The sequence below is a fragment of the Mycetohabitans sp. B46 genome (assembly GCF_037389205.1).
GTDB lineage: Bacteria > Pseudomonadota > Gammaproteobacteria > Burkholderiales > Burkholderiaceae > Mycetohabitans.
In genome coordinates this window covers 19,608-33,811 of sequence record NZ_JADBGL010000014.1, presented here as the reverse complement: position 1 = coordinate 33,811, position 14,204 = coordinate 19,608, and the positions used below count along the sequence as shown (strand labels likewise).

At 58.0% G+C, this 14,204-nt stretch carries 17 protein-coding genes, 2 tRNA genes and 4 pseudogenes; 16 read left to right on the top strand and 7 right to left on the bottom strand.

Features of this window, described 5'->3' with window-relative positions; genetic code table 11:
* Nucleotides 1-6: 6 nt before the first annotated feature.
* Nucleotides 7-434 (bottom strand): annotated as a pseudogene (locus tag IHE30_RS13540) (universal stress protein); the annotation flags it as partial.
* Nucleotides 435-518: 84 nt separating this feature from the next.
* On the opposite strand from IHE30_RS13540, the gene IHE30_RS13535 reads away from it, so the two are divergent.
* The 4 genes and pseudogenes from IHE30_RS13535 to sctF all read left to right on the top strand — a co-directional run bounded on the left by IHE30_RS13535 (nucleotide 519) and on the right by sctF (nucleotide 2,007).
* Complete coding sequence (locus IHE30_RS13535; protein ID WP_337691304.1) at nucleotides 519-647, top strand: hypothetical protein; 129 nt, start codon at nucleotides 519-521, stop codon at nucleotides 645-647.
* A 520-nt stretch (nucleotides 648-1,167) separates the two neighbouring features.
* Nucleotides 1,168-1,391 (top strand): annotated as a pseudogene (locus tag IHE30_RS13525) (IS5/IS1182 family transposase); the annotation flags it as partial.
* Between the two features lie 82 nt (nucleotides 1,392-1,473).
* Entirely contained in the window at nucleotides 1,474-1,767 is a 294-nt protein-coding gene (locus IHE30_RS13520; RefSeq protein ID WP_337691303.1) for a hypothetical protein, read from the top strand.
* The gene (gene sctF / locus IHE30_RS13515) at nucleotides 1,768-2,007 is read left to right on the top strand and encodes a type III secretion system needle filament subunit SctF (RefSeq protein WP_337691344.1); all 240 of its coding nucleotides are present in this window, start codon (nucleotides 1,768-1,770) and stop codon (nucleotides 2,005-2,007) included. It begins immediately after the preceding gene.
* Nucleotides 2,008-2,814: 807 nt separating this feature from the next.
* Here the strand turns inward: sctF and IHE30_RS13510 are convergent.
* Nucleotides 2,815-3,015 carry a HigA family addiction module antitoxin gene (locus IHE30_RS13510; protein ID WP_337691301.1) on the bottom strand — a complete coding sequence of 67 codons (201 nt, stop codon included), beginning with the start codon at nucleotides 3,013-3,015 and terminating at the stop codon, nucleotides 2,815-2,817.
* Between the two features lie 149 nt (nucleotides 3,016-3,164).
* Here IHE30_RS13510 and IHE30_RS13505 point away from each other — a divergent pair, with 149 nt between their 5' ends.
* Nucleotides 3,165-3,386 (top strand): hypothetical protein, encoded by a 222-nt coding sequence (locus IHE30_RS13505; RefSeq protein WP_337691300.1) that lies wholly within the window; start codon nucleotides 3,165-3,167, stop codon nucleotides 3,384-3,386.
* Entirely contained in the window at nucleotides 3,383-3,652 is a 270-nt protein-coding gene (locus IHE30_RS13500; protein WP_337691298.1) for a hypothetical protein, read from the top strand. Before IHE30_RS13505 ends, IHE30_RS13500 begins: the two co-directional genes overlap by 4 nt.
* Before the next feature lie 145 nt (nucleotides 3,653-3,797).
* Here IHE30_RS13500 and IHE30_RS13495 read toward each other — a convergent pair.
* Both IHE30_RS13495 and dusA read right to left on the bottom strand, forming a co-directional pair.
* Nucleotides 3,798-3,873: transfer RNA gene (locus IHE30_RS13495), tRNA-His, on the bottom strand.
* Nucleotides 3,874-4,006: 133 nt separating this feature from the next.
* Nucleotides 4,007-5,032, bottom strand: coding sequence for a tRNA dihydrouridine(20/20a) synthase DusA (dusA, locus tag IHE30_RS13490; RefSeq protein WP_337691296.1), 1,026 nt, complete (start codon nucleotides 5,030-5,032; stop codon nucleotides 4,007-4,009).
* A 494-nt stretch (nucleotides 5,033-5,526) separates the two neighbouring features.
* Between dusA and IHE30_RS13485 the strand changes: the two genes are divergently transcribed.
* From IHE30_RS13485 to IHE30_RS13470, 4 genes are all read left to right on the top strand, one after another.
* Nucleotides 5,527-5,655, top strand: a complete 129-nt coding sequence (locus IHE30_RS13485; protein WP_255710750.1) for a hypothetical protein — start codon at nucleotides 5,527-5,529, stop codon at nucleotides 5,653-5,655.
* A 337-nt stretch (nucleotides 5,656-5,992) separates the two neighbouring features.
* Nucleotides 5,993-6,253, top strand: coding sequence for a type II toxin-antitoxin system TacA family antitoxin (locus IHE30_RS13480; protein WP_337691295.1), 261 nt, complete (start codon nucleotides 5,993-5,995; stop codon nucleotides 6,251-6,253).
* Nucleotides 6,250-6,747 carry a GNAT family N-acetyltransferase gene (locus tag IHE30_RS13475; RefSeq protein ID WP_337691294.1) on the top strand — a complete coding sequence of 166 codons (498 nt, stop codon included), beginning with the start codon at nucleotides 6,250-6,252 and terminating at the stop codon, nucleotides 6,745-6,747. The genes IHE30_RS13480 and IHE30_RS13475 overlap by 4 nt, the downstream gene beginning before the upstream one ends.
* A gap of 432 nt (nucleotides 6,748-7,179) precedes the next feature.
* A complete protein-coding gene (locus IHE30_RS13470; RefSeq protein ID WP_337691293.1) occupies nucleotides 7,180-7,608 on the top strand; it encodes a hypothetical protein in 429 nt (142 codons plus the stop codon).
* A 152-nt stretch (nucleotides 7,609-7,760) separates the two neighbouring features.
* Here the strand turns inward: IHE30_RS13470 and IHE30_RS13465 are convergent, their stop codons facing one another.
* Entirely contained in the window at nucleotides 7,761-8,048 is a 288-nt protein-coding gene (locus tag IHE30_RS13465) for a DUF1488 domain-containing protein (protein ID WP_337691291.1), read from the bottom strand.
* An 85-nt stretch (nucleotides 8,049-8,133) separates the two neighbouring features.
* A pseudogene (locus IHE30_RS15240) lies at nucleotides 8,134-8,244 on the bottom strand (heme-degrading domain-containing protein); the annotation flags it as partial.
* A 68-nt stretch (nucleotides 8,245-8,312) separates the two neighbouring features.
* Here IHE30_RS15240 and IHE30_RS13460 point away from each other — a divergent pair.
* A protein-coding gene (locus tag IHE30_RS13460) for an IS3 family transposase (protein WP_337688634.1) occupies nucleotides 8,313-9,433 on the top strand; the annotation gives its coding sequence in 2 pieces (ribosomal slippage) (nucleotides 8,313-8,571 and nucleotides 8,571-9,433; 1,122 coding nt in all).
* Between the two features lie 42 nt (nucleotides 9,434-9,475).
* Here the strand turns inward: IHE30_RS13460 and IHE30_RS13455 are convergent.
* Nucleotides 9,476-9,871 (bottom strand): annotated as a pseudogene (locus IHE30_RS13455) (heme-degrading domain-containing protein); the annotation flags it as partial.
* A 227-nt stretch (nucleotides 9,872-10,098) separates the two neighbouring features.
* Here IHE30_RS13455 and IHE30_RS13450 point away from each other — a divergent pair.
* The 5 genes from IHE30_RS13450 to IHE30_RS13430 all read left to right on the top strand — a co-directional run bounded on the left by IHE30_RS13450 (nucleotide 10,099) and on the right by IHE30_RS13430 (nucleotide 14,161).
* Nucleotides 10,099-10,175: transfer RNA gene (locus IHE30_RS13450), tRNA-Met, on the top strand.
* 349 nt (nucleotides 10,176-10,524) lie between these two features.
* A complete protein-coding gene (locus IHE30_RS13445; protein ID WP_337691290.1) occupies nucleotides 10,525-11,070 on the top strand; it encodes an NUDIX hydrolase in 546 nt (181 codons plus the stop codon).
* Between the two features lie 68 nt (nucleotides 11,071-11,138).
* On the top strand, nucleotides 11,139-11,879 hold the full coding sequence (gene aat / locus IHE30_RS13440; RefSeq protein WP_337691288.1) for a leucyl/phenylalanyl-tRNA--protein transferase: 741 nt from the start codon (nucleotides 11,139-11,141) through the stop codon (nucleotides 11,877-11,879).
* A 341-nt stretch (nucleotides 11,880-12,220) separates the two neighbouring features.
* Nucleotides 12,221-13,075, top strand: a complete 855-nt coding sequence (locus IHE30_RS13435; RefSeq protein ID WP_337691287.1) for an arginyltransferase — start codon at nucleotides 12,221-12,223, stop codon at nucleotides 13,073-13,075.
* Between the two features lie 39 nt (nucleotides 13,076-13,114).
* Nucleotides 13,115-14,161: a quinone-dependent dihydroorotate dehydrogenase gene (locus IHE30_RS13430; protein ID WP_337691285.1), complete on the top strand. Its 1,047-nt coding sequence runs from the start codon at nucleotides 13,115-13,117 to the stop codon at nucleotides 14,159-14,161.
* Nucleotides 14,162-14,204: the final 43 nt, after the last annotated feature.

The following is a 14,204-nucleotide window of genomic DNA, read 5'->3' as shown; positions in this document are numbered from 1 at the left end:
CAGGCCCTATACAAGCCCACCCCGTAGCGCGATGAGTCGGGCCCTTTCCGTAGCTGCGGCGGTGGATAACTCGGCGCCATCCGCTTTGCCCGCGCTCGAGACAGCAACCAGAATGTTGCAGCGAGCGCGGTCCAGCAACTGCATATTCTTTGGGCCCCTCCACCAGCGGGCCAAAGCCGGTGCGCACACGATGGGTGACCACGACGCGGTCCGTCTGCACATGCGACGCGCACTGAGCCATTTCGTCGATCGGCTTGCCCAACGCGAAATGGCCATGCACGCTCAGGCTCCGTTCTTTGAGCCAATCCCCCCCTTCCTGCAGGATGTTTCGCGCCGCCTGCTAAAACTTGCCCACACGCCACGTCGGTCATCAGGCCCGCACTTTGCCCAATGCTCGAGCGCATGTTCACGACGGCCAGTACATGCGTCTGCGCGCTGAAAGTGCATTTTCGACCGCCGGAATCCACAAAAATGCGGGAAAACGCGAATCCAGGAATTGATTACCATGATCGACCTCTATGCCGGCTCTTTCCCCGATGCCCGAACACAAAATTGAATTTACCGGCGTCAAAAAAGCCTATACAAATAAGGCGATCGTCAATGCTCTGTCGTTTATTGCCAAAAAAGGCGGTGCTACGGGTTACTGAGATCAAACAGCGTCGGCAAGATGACCACGTTGCGTATGTTGCTCGACATGGCATCGTCGAATGCCGGCACCATTCACGATCTCGGCGGGCCCGTGCGTGCAAGGGGTGGTGTGCCGCAACTTAGCGCTCTCGATCCGGACTTCCCGTCATCAAAAATCTGCACATGCTTAGCGATACTTCGTCATTCTGGCGCGCACGGCTAATGCGCGAGCGCCCTCGCTGCTCAAATTCGCATGGCTCGAAAAAGGCTCACTCCCGTGTCACGGGCGGCATGAAACGGCGCCTGACGCTGGCGCGCGCATTGATCAACGACCTCGACCTACTCGTGAGAAACGCACTCACAACCGGCCGGACCCACAGGCGCGTCATCTGGTCTGGCGAGCGCCACTAATTAGCACTGCGCAGGCGGCAGCGCTCAAGGGTGGGTTCGAGCAACAAAATCTCATGCGCATGTTGCTCTGGCGGTGCCTCACGCACTAAAGCACCCGGCAGATAGCCGTAACGCGCTGCCTAGTTGAAGGTTCGGCGATGCAGCGCAATCGAGCCAGTCATCGGCCATATGAAAGCAGACAGCAAGCTCTACCAAAACTGGCTCAAAGGTACGCTGGGCGATGCCATCATGCGGTCCTGTGCGGCGCCGGCCACAAACTACGGACGACCCTGCGCAAGCTGTGGCTTTTCTACGCCCTGATCCTTGGTGCTCTGCTCAGAAGTAAGGTCAGCTTGACTGCAACGTGGTGGTAATATAGATTGAGTTTGTTATTCTTAATAGCATTATTCATTGTCATGTTGTACTTTCCGCTTTGAATCAATATACATTAGGTGGATGATGCAAAAAAATTTAGCTCTGTTAAACCAGATCAAGGCAGAGATAAAGCAACCAGATCTCCCCTCTGATCAGCTCGCCAATGAAGTTTTAGGTACTGATTCAGTGGTACCTGGCGTTCAAGCCGTTCAGCGCTTTTTTTCCGCCCGACGACATCCGGGGGGTACTGAAAGCATCGTTCCCTCCGAAGGAGAAGCGATCGGTGGGTTAAACACTGATCAAGAAGGTTTATGCGCCAATTTCTCGCAATCCAAATTAAAAAATAAATCCTTAAACTCAAATAAAAATTTATGAATAGATCACTATAATTATTATATCGAGAGCGCAAATAAAATATTTTACAATAATACTCAAAAACTCAAAGATAAATTAGATGCGGCACTGAAAGACCTGGCACGCGAACCTGACAACCCGACACTCATTGCTCAGTATCAGGCAATTTGTTCCGAATACACCCTTTACCGCAATGCACAATCGAATATGATAAAATCTTTCAAGGATACCGATTCAGCAATTATTGCCAATTTCCGGTAATCGGAGCAGTCGTCCAATGTTTGAGCGCACATTCGTAACGGAAGCGTTCCCTATGGATGATCGGCTCGACTTCGGATTCTTGTGGTATTTATTAAACTACGATGGTTGCCGTCATCCGCAAACTAAGCGGGTTCATTTGGGACATCAGCCGGCTCGCATATCCCTCGTTGTACGTTCCTGGGGTTTACCCACAAGTTACGGATTTGAATTAAAGACTCTGCCCTTCAAAATTCAAACTTTGGATGGCGGATTATTTGGCATTTTTCATCGATTTTTACATCGGCATGTTAATTGAGCTTCTCACACTAGCCATTGAAAGAAACGCATGTTACGCTTGGTGAGGCGATAATAAATAACTGGTTGCTAGCGACACATTCACATACATGGGAAATTCCTCTTGCACCAGCTGATAAGCCTGTTATAAGTGCATTTCCGTCTGTATTGCGCTGCACCCCTTAACTTACCTATTAAATAATAAATTTTAAATCTATTCAGCGGTGCGTCGTTACCGGTAAAGAATAAAGCTTGACGCAATGCCGAAGTTGCTGCGGACGTTTGCCGGCTTGTCCTGAACTGCAACCTGACGGTCTGAATGGCCGATGAGCCAGTAAACGCAAAAACCCTCTGGCTTTCGCTTAGCGGACTTTAAATGTACATATGACATATAGCAAATATCGCAGATTATTGTGCGTAATTTACGCTATGTCAAAGCGACGTTGCATGTTGCCGGATCGCAGCGATCTTCTCAGCGCCGATTCGTTCCTTCGTCATTTCGGTATCATAGTACGTCTGTAGGTTCACCCAGCTTTATAGATCAACACTAAAGAAAGCACCCAACCGCGCAGCCGTATCGGCCGTGATGGCACGACCGTGTTTAATAATCTTGTTGATACGACGCGGTAGCTCCTCAATCGCTTTCGCCAAAGCATATTGCGAAATGCCCATCGGATCAAGCCATTCGCGCGCCAAAATTTCGCTGGGCATCGCCAGCGGAACTTCCCGAGTCATAGGTTCATCCCCCGATAAGTGGTTAATGGTAGTCGACAATTTCCACGGCAAAAAGCCGTCCTGCTATCAGACTTAACTGGCCTTACAATCGACCGTGGTGAAGCGGAGCACAATCCCTGTCGTGAAATGCGGCGCAACGAGGAGCATCCGTGCATCGAGGCACCGAGACCGAAGACTTTCTGGCGTTCGCGTCTTGGATCACATTGCTCAGCGGTCAGAAAGCCATCGTCGGGATAGCTGCGAAATACGCCGCATTGGCGGGCAATTGTAAGGTCGAATTCCTCGACCTGTCTTGGCTGCAGATAGACGAGACGGTCGCATCATCCGGATTAAGCGCACAAAGCAGCGCGGCAAAAAGCGTGAAGAGGTGATCGAACATATCGAGATCACGCCAGCCATTTCGAAGGGGCTGGCGCGCCTGCGCACGACCCGCAAGGATGATTTGCCTGTATGTGTTCCCGAACCGCTATGGAACGCACTATACGCCGCCGACTTCAAGGCGGAATGGTCGAAGCTGACGGGCAAAGCCCTTGAGTTGAAAAAGATCGAAAGGGGTCACGTCTACAGCCTGCGCGCCTACTACGTGACCTGGCATAAGGCAAAACGCGGCATGCTGCCGAATCTTCATGCAAATTGAGCGGCGACCGCACGCGTCTACGACCGCTAAAGTTCGTGAAGCGGCGAGGCATGTAATGCCTAAATGGAAGCAGATGACAAAGCAAAAGCGTCACTGAATTTTTATTCAGTGACGCTTTTAAACGCTTGATTGCTTAGAAATTCTTTGGGGTGGCCGATGGGACTCGAACCCACGACGACAGGAATCACAATCCTGGACTCTACCAACTGAGCTACGGCCACCACTGCAGGAACCGATACATCGAGGCACGCTGCACGCCGGTAAAAACAAACACCAGCGAAGACCGAAATTATACGCAGGAATTTCCCATTTTGCTAGCGGTGGGACGCAAAAAATTCGGTCCAGATACTGACTTCACTCGGCATACGCTTCCACCATGTGATCATGCCCGGCCGGGCGGGCATTCAACATGGCGCGCGCCTCGTCGAATATGCGCGTATCGCCAGTGGCCAGTTTTCGATGATCCGATAATACGCGGCGCCAACCTCTCGCGCCAGGCTGGTCGCGATAAAGCCCAAGCATATGCCGCGTGACGGCGCCGATGTAGGTACCTCGAGCCTGTTCGACCCTAATGTACTCGATCATCGCCTGTTCGACCTCGCCGCGCGTGCGCGCCAGTGCCGACGGCTCGTAGAAGCGCCTATCCACATCTGCCAGCAGAAAGGGGTTATGATAGGCTTCGCGTCCGATCATCGCGCCATCGATGTGATGCAAGTGTTCATGCGCCTCATCCAGCGTCTTGATGCCGCCATTGATGACGATTTCGAGTGCAGGGAAATCACGCTTGAGCCGGTACGCGTAGTCATACTTCAACGGTGGAATCTCGCGGTTCTCTTTTGGCGACAGTCCCTTCAATATCGCGTTGCGCGCGTGCACGATGAATACGCGGCATCCACCTTGCGCCACCGTGCCCACGAAGTCGCGCACGAACCCATAGTTGTCGATCGCGTCCACGCCGATCCGATGCTTGACCGTCACGGGCACCGCGACAGCATCGCACATTGCCTTCACGCAATCGGCGACCAACGCTGCCTCCTGCATCAAGCACGCGCCAAACGCGCCGCGCTGCACCCGCTCGGACGGACAGCCGCAATTCAGGTTGACTTCATCGTAGCCCCACTGTTCTGCAAGTTTCGCGCAGCGAGCAAGCTCGCCCGGCTCGCTGCCGCCGAGCTGTAAAGCAATCGGGGCCTCCTGCGGCGTGAACGACAGGTGTCGTGCGACGTCGCCGAACAGCAGGGCGCCAGTCGTCACCATTTCCGTGTATAAGTAGACGTGGCGGGATAACTGCCGGTGGAAATAGCGGCAATGGCGGTCGGTCCAGTCCATCATCGGCGCGACGCAGATGCGTCGAGCACGATGGGTGTCGAAGTCGGTCATCGGAGCAGCAGTCGTGGAATACGCGAGTATCGCGGGCAAACCGACATTTTATCGTCTCTGCGGTGGCCTCACACTTGCGCGTGTCTTTGCGCAAAAAACCCCGCCCGCGACAGCCTAGGGAGCCCCTAATTCAAAGCATCCTCCCACCAGCGTGGCCAGCGCCTGCAACAGCGCGCAGTATCCTGCGGTGCGATTTATACTTCAATGGGAATGGAATCGAGTTCGCGCAGGCGCTGGCCGCTGTGGTGCGACAAAAGGAGAAAGCGATGAGGCATATGACATGGCTGGCCATATACAGCGTCGCAGTGGCGACCGCCTCCGCAATCGCTGCGCCCTCCGCCGGCTCCGTGGCAGACCATCCCGCACCGCGCTCCGGTTGGACGACTCTGGCCGGCGCGGCGGCGTCGCCCGCTGTAGCGGTTTCATCCGGTACGAGATCCGCCCATGCGGACATCGGGTCGTCTGCGCCAGTCCCAAGCAGTGGCGCAGGCGGCATGTCAAAACGTCCTGAAGATGCAGGCAAGGCCAATAACCCGGACAACATGCCGATCAAGCGCCCGGATTCAAAGACCAACGACCGCATCCTGAGAGATCACCTGCCAAGCGACGCGATCGCCCGGTAGCACGGCACGGCATGCAGCAGCTAAACTGCAGCGACGATTGCGCTATCGACGCGCGATGACAATCCGCGGTGGTTCACCCCGCCTAGCTGCACAAGATTAGTGACGAGGCAAAGCACGCACTAGTCCAGTTGTTTTACGGGTTGAAGAACTGATCCACGCTTTTTAAAGCGCATCTTACGGGGCGTAGGTCTCTGTTCAGTCAAGACGCTTGTAGCAAAAGCAACACGTTGCCGCGTGCGGATCCAGGGCGCCGCACCCATGCTGACCAACGGCTCTATCGTGTTGACAACAGATATACATTCATATAGTGTATCTGTTGTATATACAAGGAGCTAGCATGCGAGACGCCGCTATCAATCTACGTGCCCTGCCTGAACAGCGCGATCTGATCGACCATGCCGCAAGCTTACTAGGCAAAAACCGCTCTGACTTCATGCTCGAAGTCGCGTGCGAGCGCGCACAAGCGGTTGTGCTGGATCGGGTCTTTTTCCATTTAGACGCTGACAAGTTCCAGCAGTTCGTGGCCATGTTAGATGCGCCGCAAAGCGCCAATCCGGGCCTTCAGCGCTTGATGAACATTAAGGCTCCCTGGAAGTGAGCGTGGAACTTTTTGCCCCGCAGTCCCTATGCGCTCAGCATCAGCTTGATGAGTTTGACTGTGGCGAACCAGCTTTGAATGAGTGGCTTAAGCGTCGAGCGTTAATCAATCACCTGAGCGGGACCAGTCGTACGTTTGTCGCGGTTGATGCTGGCCAGCGCGTCTTCGGCTACTATGCGTTGGCAGCAGGGGCGGTTTCACATCAGCAAGCCACCGGCGCGATTCGTCGCAATATGCCGGATCCGGTTCCGGTCATGGTACTGGCTCGGCTTGCAGTCGATCTACGGGCTCGGGGCATTAAACTCGGTGCGGCCTTGCTGCAAGAAGCGGTATACCGAGTACAGGCCGTATCGGAGAATGTTGGCGTTCGGGCCTTGCTTGTCCATGCGCTGCATGAGCGTGCACGTCAGTTCTACGAGCGCTACGGATTTCAATCCTCGCCAGTGCATTCTATGACGTTAATGTTGCGACTACCGCAAAGCAGCCATACGTAAAGGGCCGCTAGCTGCTACGAGGTAAGCCCCGGCACTTACGCCGGATGGCCGATGCGACGTTGATCCCGTCCAAGCGCTCGCCCGTCTTGCGGCGAACGGTTCCAGATCTTCTCGCTTCTTCCGAGTTTCTTTTGCTCGCCAAGAACGCAATTTTCCGCAGCGTGTCCACCCATCCTGTCAGGGCGTCTCACGATTGCTTCAAGAGCCGCTAAGGGAAATTTCTCAAAAGCTAGCATGCGTGAGACATGGAATGCAGTCCCGATGCCAGAAGGATGTCGGCGCAAGTTAATCCAGACTCTTTGAAACCGGACAAACTGTCTATTTTTTCCGTTTCAGTTGTGGCAATTCGTAATATGGCGCGCCCCCACGTGAGGTCACTATAATGAACATCCTGAGCGTGCAAGCGCGCACCTGCCATCTGCGAATCCCACCATGCAAAGCGTCATTTTGCCGTTCATTGCCGGCTTTCTCGCCGTACTGTTTTTTCACGAGGCAACGATCGCGTTACTGCACGCGGCCGAATTGACCGACCAATTGCCGTTCTCGACCACACCGTTCGCGCCTCTCGGCGTCCCTGCGTTCCTGCTCACCGCGCTGCTCGGCGCGCTATGGGGCATCGTGCTGGCGTGGCTGCTGCGCGTCGGTCCGCAACGGCCTGCGCCGTGGCTCGGCTCCTTCGTATTCGGTGGCGTCGTGCTGACCGCAACGACGGTGTTCGTGCTCGATCCGATCCGCGGCATCTGGCCAAGCGGCAACATGCTGCCACGCCTCGCGCTCGGTTTCGTCGTCAACGCGATGTGGGGATTCGGCGCGCTGGTGTTCATGCGCGCGTTCATGACGGACAGTGACAAGCCGTCATAAACCGCCTGCGGCACGCAAGCCTGCTCAAGCAAGGCCGAAACGCCGTTGCGACCGTGCAGCGCGACGATACGACAGGCTACAGCAGCGGCGCGGCGCATCGTCCGTAGCCGGCAGGGCCACCGTGCGGCCCGCGGCCCGGCGGTGCACGCTGGTCAGCCCCGTAACGCGTCGCCAGGACGAAAATGACCGCTCTTGAGCAGCACCGGGTGTCCGTCGCAGCGCTTCAAATGCTCGCGCGCTGTTTCGAGGATACGCGCGCGGCCCCGGTCGAACGCGCGGATCCAGCCGTCGCGGTCATTCGATACCACACCGAAGTGATCCTCCAGGGCTTCAACGGAGATGGCGCAGCGCACCCGTTCGCCATTGACAATGGCATCGAACTCCACGGTCAGATTGCTGTCGCGGTACGCTCCGGCTTCAGCGGGAAAATCAATCTGCATGCCAGCCTCAGAAATCGGACGGGGATTCTCATTTTAGCGAGCCACGGCATGGCCAGCCAAGTCGGCCGATAGTCGGGGTGCCGATTCAGTCGTGCGGCAACGCCAATCCGCTGTAATCGTGCCCAAGCAGCGCACAGAGCGCTTCCACCACGAGCTCGTGGTCCTGGCGTTGCGCAAGGCCCGACACGGTCACCGATGACCTGCCCCCGGCAAACAGGGCCGGCCGGAGTTTAGTAAAGTTCGTTTTCGGAGAAGAAGACGAACATGAAGAAGCGCTTTACGGAAGAACAGATCATCGGTTTTCTGAAGGAAGCCGAGGCCGGCAGGCCGGTCAAAGAGTTGTGCAGGCAATACGGGTTCAGTGACGCGTCGTTCTACACGTGGCGCGCGAAGTTTGGCGGCATGCAGGTGTCAGAAGCGCGCCGGCTCAAGGAGCTGGAAACCGAGAACGCGCGGCTGAAGAAGCTGCTGGCCGAGGCGATGCTCGATATGCAAGCGTTAAAGGTTGTCGTCAAGGGAAAGCCCTGAGCCCGCAAGCCAAGCGCGAAGCAGTCGCGGCGATTCGCAAGAAGGTGAATATCTCCGAGCGCCGCGCCTGCCGGCTTGTCGGGCTTTCTCGCAGCGTGTTGCATTACGAAGCGAAGCTGGACCACGAGAATGATGTGTTGAGGGCTCGCCTGGTGGAACTGGCGCACGAGCGTCGGCGGTTCGGTTATCGGCGATTACACGCGATGATGGAGCGCGAGGGTATCCAGGCGAACCATAAGCGCGTGCATCGCCTTTATCGTGAAGCGGGGCTTGCCGTACGGCGCCGTCGACGGCGCCACGGCGTCATGATTGAGCGCGAGCAGTTGGCGTTGCCAAGCGGACCAAACCAGGTGTGGTCAATCGATTTTGTGATGGACGCGCTGTCCAATGGGCGGCGTCTGAAGTGCCTGACCATCGTGGACGATTTCACCAAAGAGGCCGTGGATATCGTGGTGGACTACGGCATGTGCGGCTTGTATGTCGCGCGAGTGTTGGAGCGCGCCGCGCGTTTCCGAGGCTATCCAAAAGCACTGCGAACGGACCAGGGACCGGAATTTACGGGCCGGGCGCTTGATCAATGGGCGTATGCTAACGGGGTGAGCTTAAAATTGATTCAGCCGGGCAAGCCGACGCAGAATGCTTACATCGAATCGTTCAACGGCAAGTTCCGCGATGAATGCCTTAACGAACACTGGTTCACGAGTCTCGCGCACGCTCGCGCGCTTATTGCCGCGTGGCGCCAGGACTACAACGAGCAACGGCCGCACAGCGCACTGAATTACCTTTCGCCCGCACAGTTTGCGGCGAAATATCGGGCAACAGCGGATGCTCCTGCCGCTTTCCAGGAGCTGGTTTAAAAGGACTTTGCTAGAAGCCGGCTGGCCCTAACCAAGGGGGCAGGTCACCGAACCGATCACGCCCGCGCCATGCACGGTCAATGGAAACGCGCCGCCGTGCGGGGCATAGTCGGCGCACGACAAGCCATACTTGTCGGCCAGCGTGGCGCCGGACTGTGCAAGGCGCAGGCCCACCGCGTACGAACTACGCCGGAAATGCGCGACCGTATTGCGCTTGCGGCGCACCCACCGCGCATTATCCGGTGTCGCGCCCTGCAACGCACAGTAAAACACCGGATGGCCGAAGGTGCACACGTCGATCGCGACCGCATGCGCCCTCGCCTTGGCAAGCTCATGCAAGTGTGCGCCGATCTGCCATCCAAAATCCGCGTCAAAGCGTGGCGCGACGAGCGTCTTTTCCTGAAGGGCAATGTGCTGCAGGTCTCGAGTGATGTTCATGGGCAATGGGTCCGGCCAGCCATGCCGCCGGTCAATAAGAAGTCGGCAAAGCCGGTCAAGATGAAGCCGATGCAGTCGTAGGCGCTTGCATAAACCATCATTCTAGCGGCATGGCGGCGCTGCACAGTGCATTCGCGAACCAGGCAGTCTCATGTTGCTTTGACATTCCGCGCTGCATGTCCTTGCACCGCAGAACGGACCTGTGTATAATTTAATTCTTCGACGGACGCGGGGTGGAGCAGTCTGGCAGCTCGTCGGGCTCATAACCCGAAGGTCGTAGGTTCAAATCCTACCCCCGCAACCAAGTCATTTTTCGCAAATCCCGGATTTCGCCCGAAACCCGGGATTTTTGCTTTGTTTATCCCAGCGAGGCCCCCTCGCCGGATGCGGGATTCGGCGAGCCATTGAGCCAATCTGAGGCCGCAAAAGCAGTTCGGGCGCGTTTGATCAAAACCGTAGCCGTTTCCGCGTTGATGTAAGGCCTTTCGCAGCCATAGAACCCTCCCGCTGCCTATCGACATGCGTCGCGCCTTTATTGGCGACGCAGGCGAGCCGATCGCGGGCGCGCTAGACCGTCGGCAATGCAAAACGCCAAATGTCGGCCACGCGCCCGATGTTAAACTGCGCACCATTGTCCCACCGACCCTCGATCGATGAAATTTTGTTCTGTCTGCGGCCACGTGGTGAGTCTGCGCGTGCCTCCCGGCGACAACCGCGAGCGCTTCGTGTGCGACAGCTGCAATACAATTCACTATCAGAATCCGCGTAACGTGGTCGGAACAGTCCCGGTTTGGGACAACAAGGTGCTCCTGTGCCGCCGCGCGATCGAACCGCGCTATGGCTACTGGACATTGCCGGCTGGCTTCATGGAAATCGGCGAGACGACAGCGGAGGGGGCCGCACGCGAGACGCTGGAAGAAGCGGGCGCGCGCGTCGAGGTTCAAACACTGTTCACGCTGCTCAATGTGCCACATGTGCACCAGGTTCACCTGTTCTACCTCGCGCGGCTGCTCGACATCGACGTGCAGGCCGGCGAGGAAAGCCTGGAGGTGCGGCTATTCGATGAAGCAGATATCCCTTGGGATGAAATCGCGTTCCCAACCGTTGGGCAAACGCTGCGCTTTTTCTTCGCCGATCGCGTCGCGGGCGGCTTCGGCCTGCACACCGGCGACATCTTTCGTTCACTGCGTGGCAGCTAGTCCCGCGCGCGGGTCATACGTCGCGCAGCGTCGCGGCGCAACGCCCGTGCCGGCACGCCGATCTCACTATGGTCCCCTGGCTCAGCCCCGACGATCCGTTTCCGCCGCTTGAGCGCGCGCTGGACGAAGCCAGCGGCGCACCCGGCCTGCTCGCCGCGAGTGCCGAACTGGATCCGCGACAACTGCTCGATGCGTACCAGCACGGCATCTTCCCGTGGTACGCGAAGGGCCAGCCCGTGCTGTGGTGGAGCCCCGATCCGCGCATGATCCTGGTGCCCAGCGAATTCAGGGTGTCGATGTCGCTGCGCAAGACCCTGAAAAAAGTCCTGCGCGAGCCTTCATGGGAGATCCGCGTGGACGCTGGCTTTGCCGATGTGATGCACGCATGTGCAAACGTGAACCGGCATGGGCAGCATGGCACGTGGATCACGCCCGAAGTGATCGCCGCCTATGAGGCGTTGCACCGAGCCGGCCTGGCGCATAGCGTCGAGACCTGGGTCGAGGGCCGACGCGTCGGCGGCCTGTACGGCGTGAGCTTGGGTCGCATGTTCTACGGCGAATCGATGTTCGCCCACCGTACGGACGCGTCGAAGATCGCGCTCGCCGCGCTCATCGCGCATTTGCACGAGCACCAGGTTGACATGATCGATTGTCAACAAAACACCGCTCACCTTGCCTCGCTAGGCGCGCGTGAAGTATCGCGTCGCACGTTTATCACCCACATGCATGCCGCGATACGGCACTCGTCAATCCCGTGGCAATTTGATAAGCGCGTGCTGCATCGATACTGGAACAACAGTCACGACTAGCGTGCCCGGACCGCGCGACCGGGTGCTGCCGCTGGAGTTGAAAGCAATTTGCAAGCTGCGCGTCCGATGCAACGCGGTGCGCTGGCCCACGCTGTCCGATAAGCTTATCGCAGTGGCGGCCTTATAAGTGACACGCTGCTGCTTGGCAAGAGCCCGCGTACGGTGGAAGCCTTCGACTATGCCGCTCGGGGGACCTGTGGCACAACCTGCCATCATTTCGTGATACCGTTGTTACAGCCTCGTGTGCTAGCTGGACTTGGCCGCCGCAAACAGGCCATCGGCACCGAAGCGATCTGATGTCGCCACATATTGGGCAAACGATTGCTGTGTGAAGGGCTGACGTGACCTACCTTAACGAACTGCCGATATCGCCACTGTCGGCGCTGCAATTCTATGCGACAGCGCCCTACCCCTGCAGCTACCTAGAAGGACGCATTGCGCGTTCACAGGTCGCCACGCCAAGCCATCTGATCAACTCAGATGTCTACACCGAGTTGGTGAAGGCAGGCTTCCGGCGCTCTGGGGTCTTCACTTACCGGCCCTATTGCGACGGCTGCCGCGCCTGCGTGTCGGTGCGCGTGCCCGTCGAGCGCTTCGATGCAAGCCGCACCCAGCGCAAGGTGTGGCGCCGCCATCATGAGTTAATCGCGACGGTCTCGCCGCTGCAATACGACGAGGAACACTACGCGTTGTACATGCGCTACCAAGCCGCCCGGCATACCGGCGGCGGAATGGATCATGACAGCCGCGATCAGTACGAGCAGTTCCTATTGCAAAGCCGCATCAACTCGCGGCTGGTCGAGTTCCGCGAGCCGTACGAGCCACGCGGCACGGCGCGCTCGCGTGCGGTGCGCGAAGGCGCGAGCCTGCGCAAGGGCAAACTGCGCATGGTCAGTATGATTGACATCCTCGGCGATGGCTTGTCCTCAGTCTATGCGTTCTACGAACCCGATGTCGAGCGCTCGAGCTTCGGTACCTACAACATCCTGTGGCAGATCGAGCAGGCACGCAGTCTGAAGTTGCCGTACGTGTACTTGGGCTACTGGATTCGTGAAAGCAGTAAGATGGCGTACAAGGCGAATTTCAGGCCGCTCGAGGGATTGGTCGAGGGTCAATGGCGCGATCTGGAGCCGGCAGGGGCCGACACGCCGCCGCTCGATGCCGCCATCGAACAGCTTGCGCGCCCGGTAAAATAGCGGGCTTTCGACTCAGGGCCGTCGGCCCAGCCCACTTCCGTGCTCAGTTCCCTTTATCCGCTCGCCCGGGCGCGCCTGTTCCGCATGGATGCGGAGGACGCCCATCACTTGACGCTGCGCCTGCTGGGCGTGGCCGCCCGCGCCGGCCTCGCGCGTTGCCTCGCCCCGCACGCGCCCGATGCGCCGCGCACCGTGATGGGCTTGACATTCCGCAACCCGGTGGGGCTTGCCGCTGGCCTGGACAAGGACGGTGCTTGCATCGACGGTTTGGCGGCGCTCGGCTTTGGCTTTATCGAGGTCGGCACGGTGACACCGCGCCCGCAACCGGGCAATCCGCGCCCGCGACTGTTCCGCCTGCCCCAGGCCGATGCGTTGATCAACCGGATGGGCTTCAACAACCATGGCGTGGACGCGTTCGTCGCCAACGTGCGAGCCGCACGCTATCGTGGCGTGTTGGGGCTAAACATTGGCAAGAATGCCGATACGCCAATCGAGCGCGCGCTCGACGACTACCTGTACTGCCTGGAGCGCGTCTATCCGTTCGCCAGCTATGTGGCGATCAATATCTCGTCGCCGAATACCAAGAACCTGCGCCAGTTGCAAGCGGCCGGCGAACTGGATGCGCTACTGGGCGCGCTTAAGGACAAGCAACAGCGGCTGGCGGACCGACACGGCAAGCAGGTGCCGCTGGCGCTGAAAATCGCGCCAGATCTTGACGACGAACAGATCAAGTCGATTGCAAACACGCTGCTGCGGCACCGTATCGATGGCGTGATCGCGACCAATACCACGCTGTCGCGCACCGCGGTGCAGGGCCTGCGCAATGGCGACGAAGCTGGCGGCCTGTCCGGGCGGCCGGTGTTCGACCCATCCAACCGAGTGATCCAGCAATTGCACGCGCAATTGGGCGACGCGGTGCCGATCATCGGCGTAGGCGGGATTTTGAGTGGCGAGGACGCGAACGCAAAGCTTGCAGCCGGTGCATCGTTGGTGCAGCTTTATACCGGCCTGATCTACCGCGGCCCGACGCTGGTGGCCGAATGCGTGCGTGCCACCGCTAGCCATCGCAATCCACACGTAATATAGGCATCTGAAATTGATATTTAAGTTTTAATGTCGGTTTCGTTAT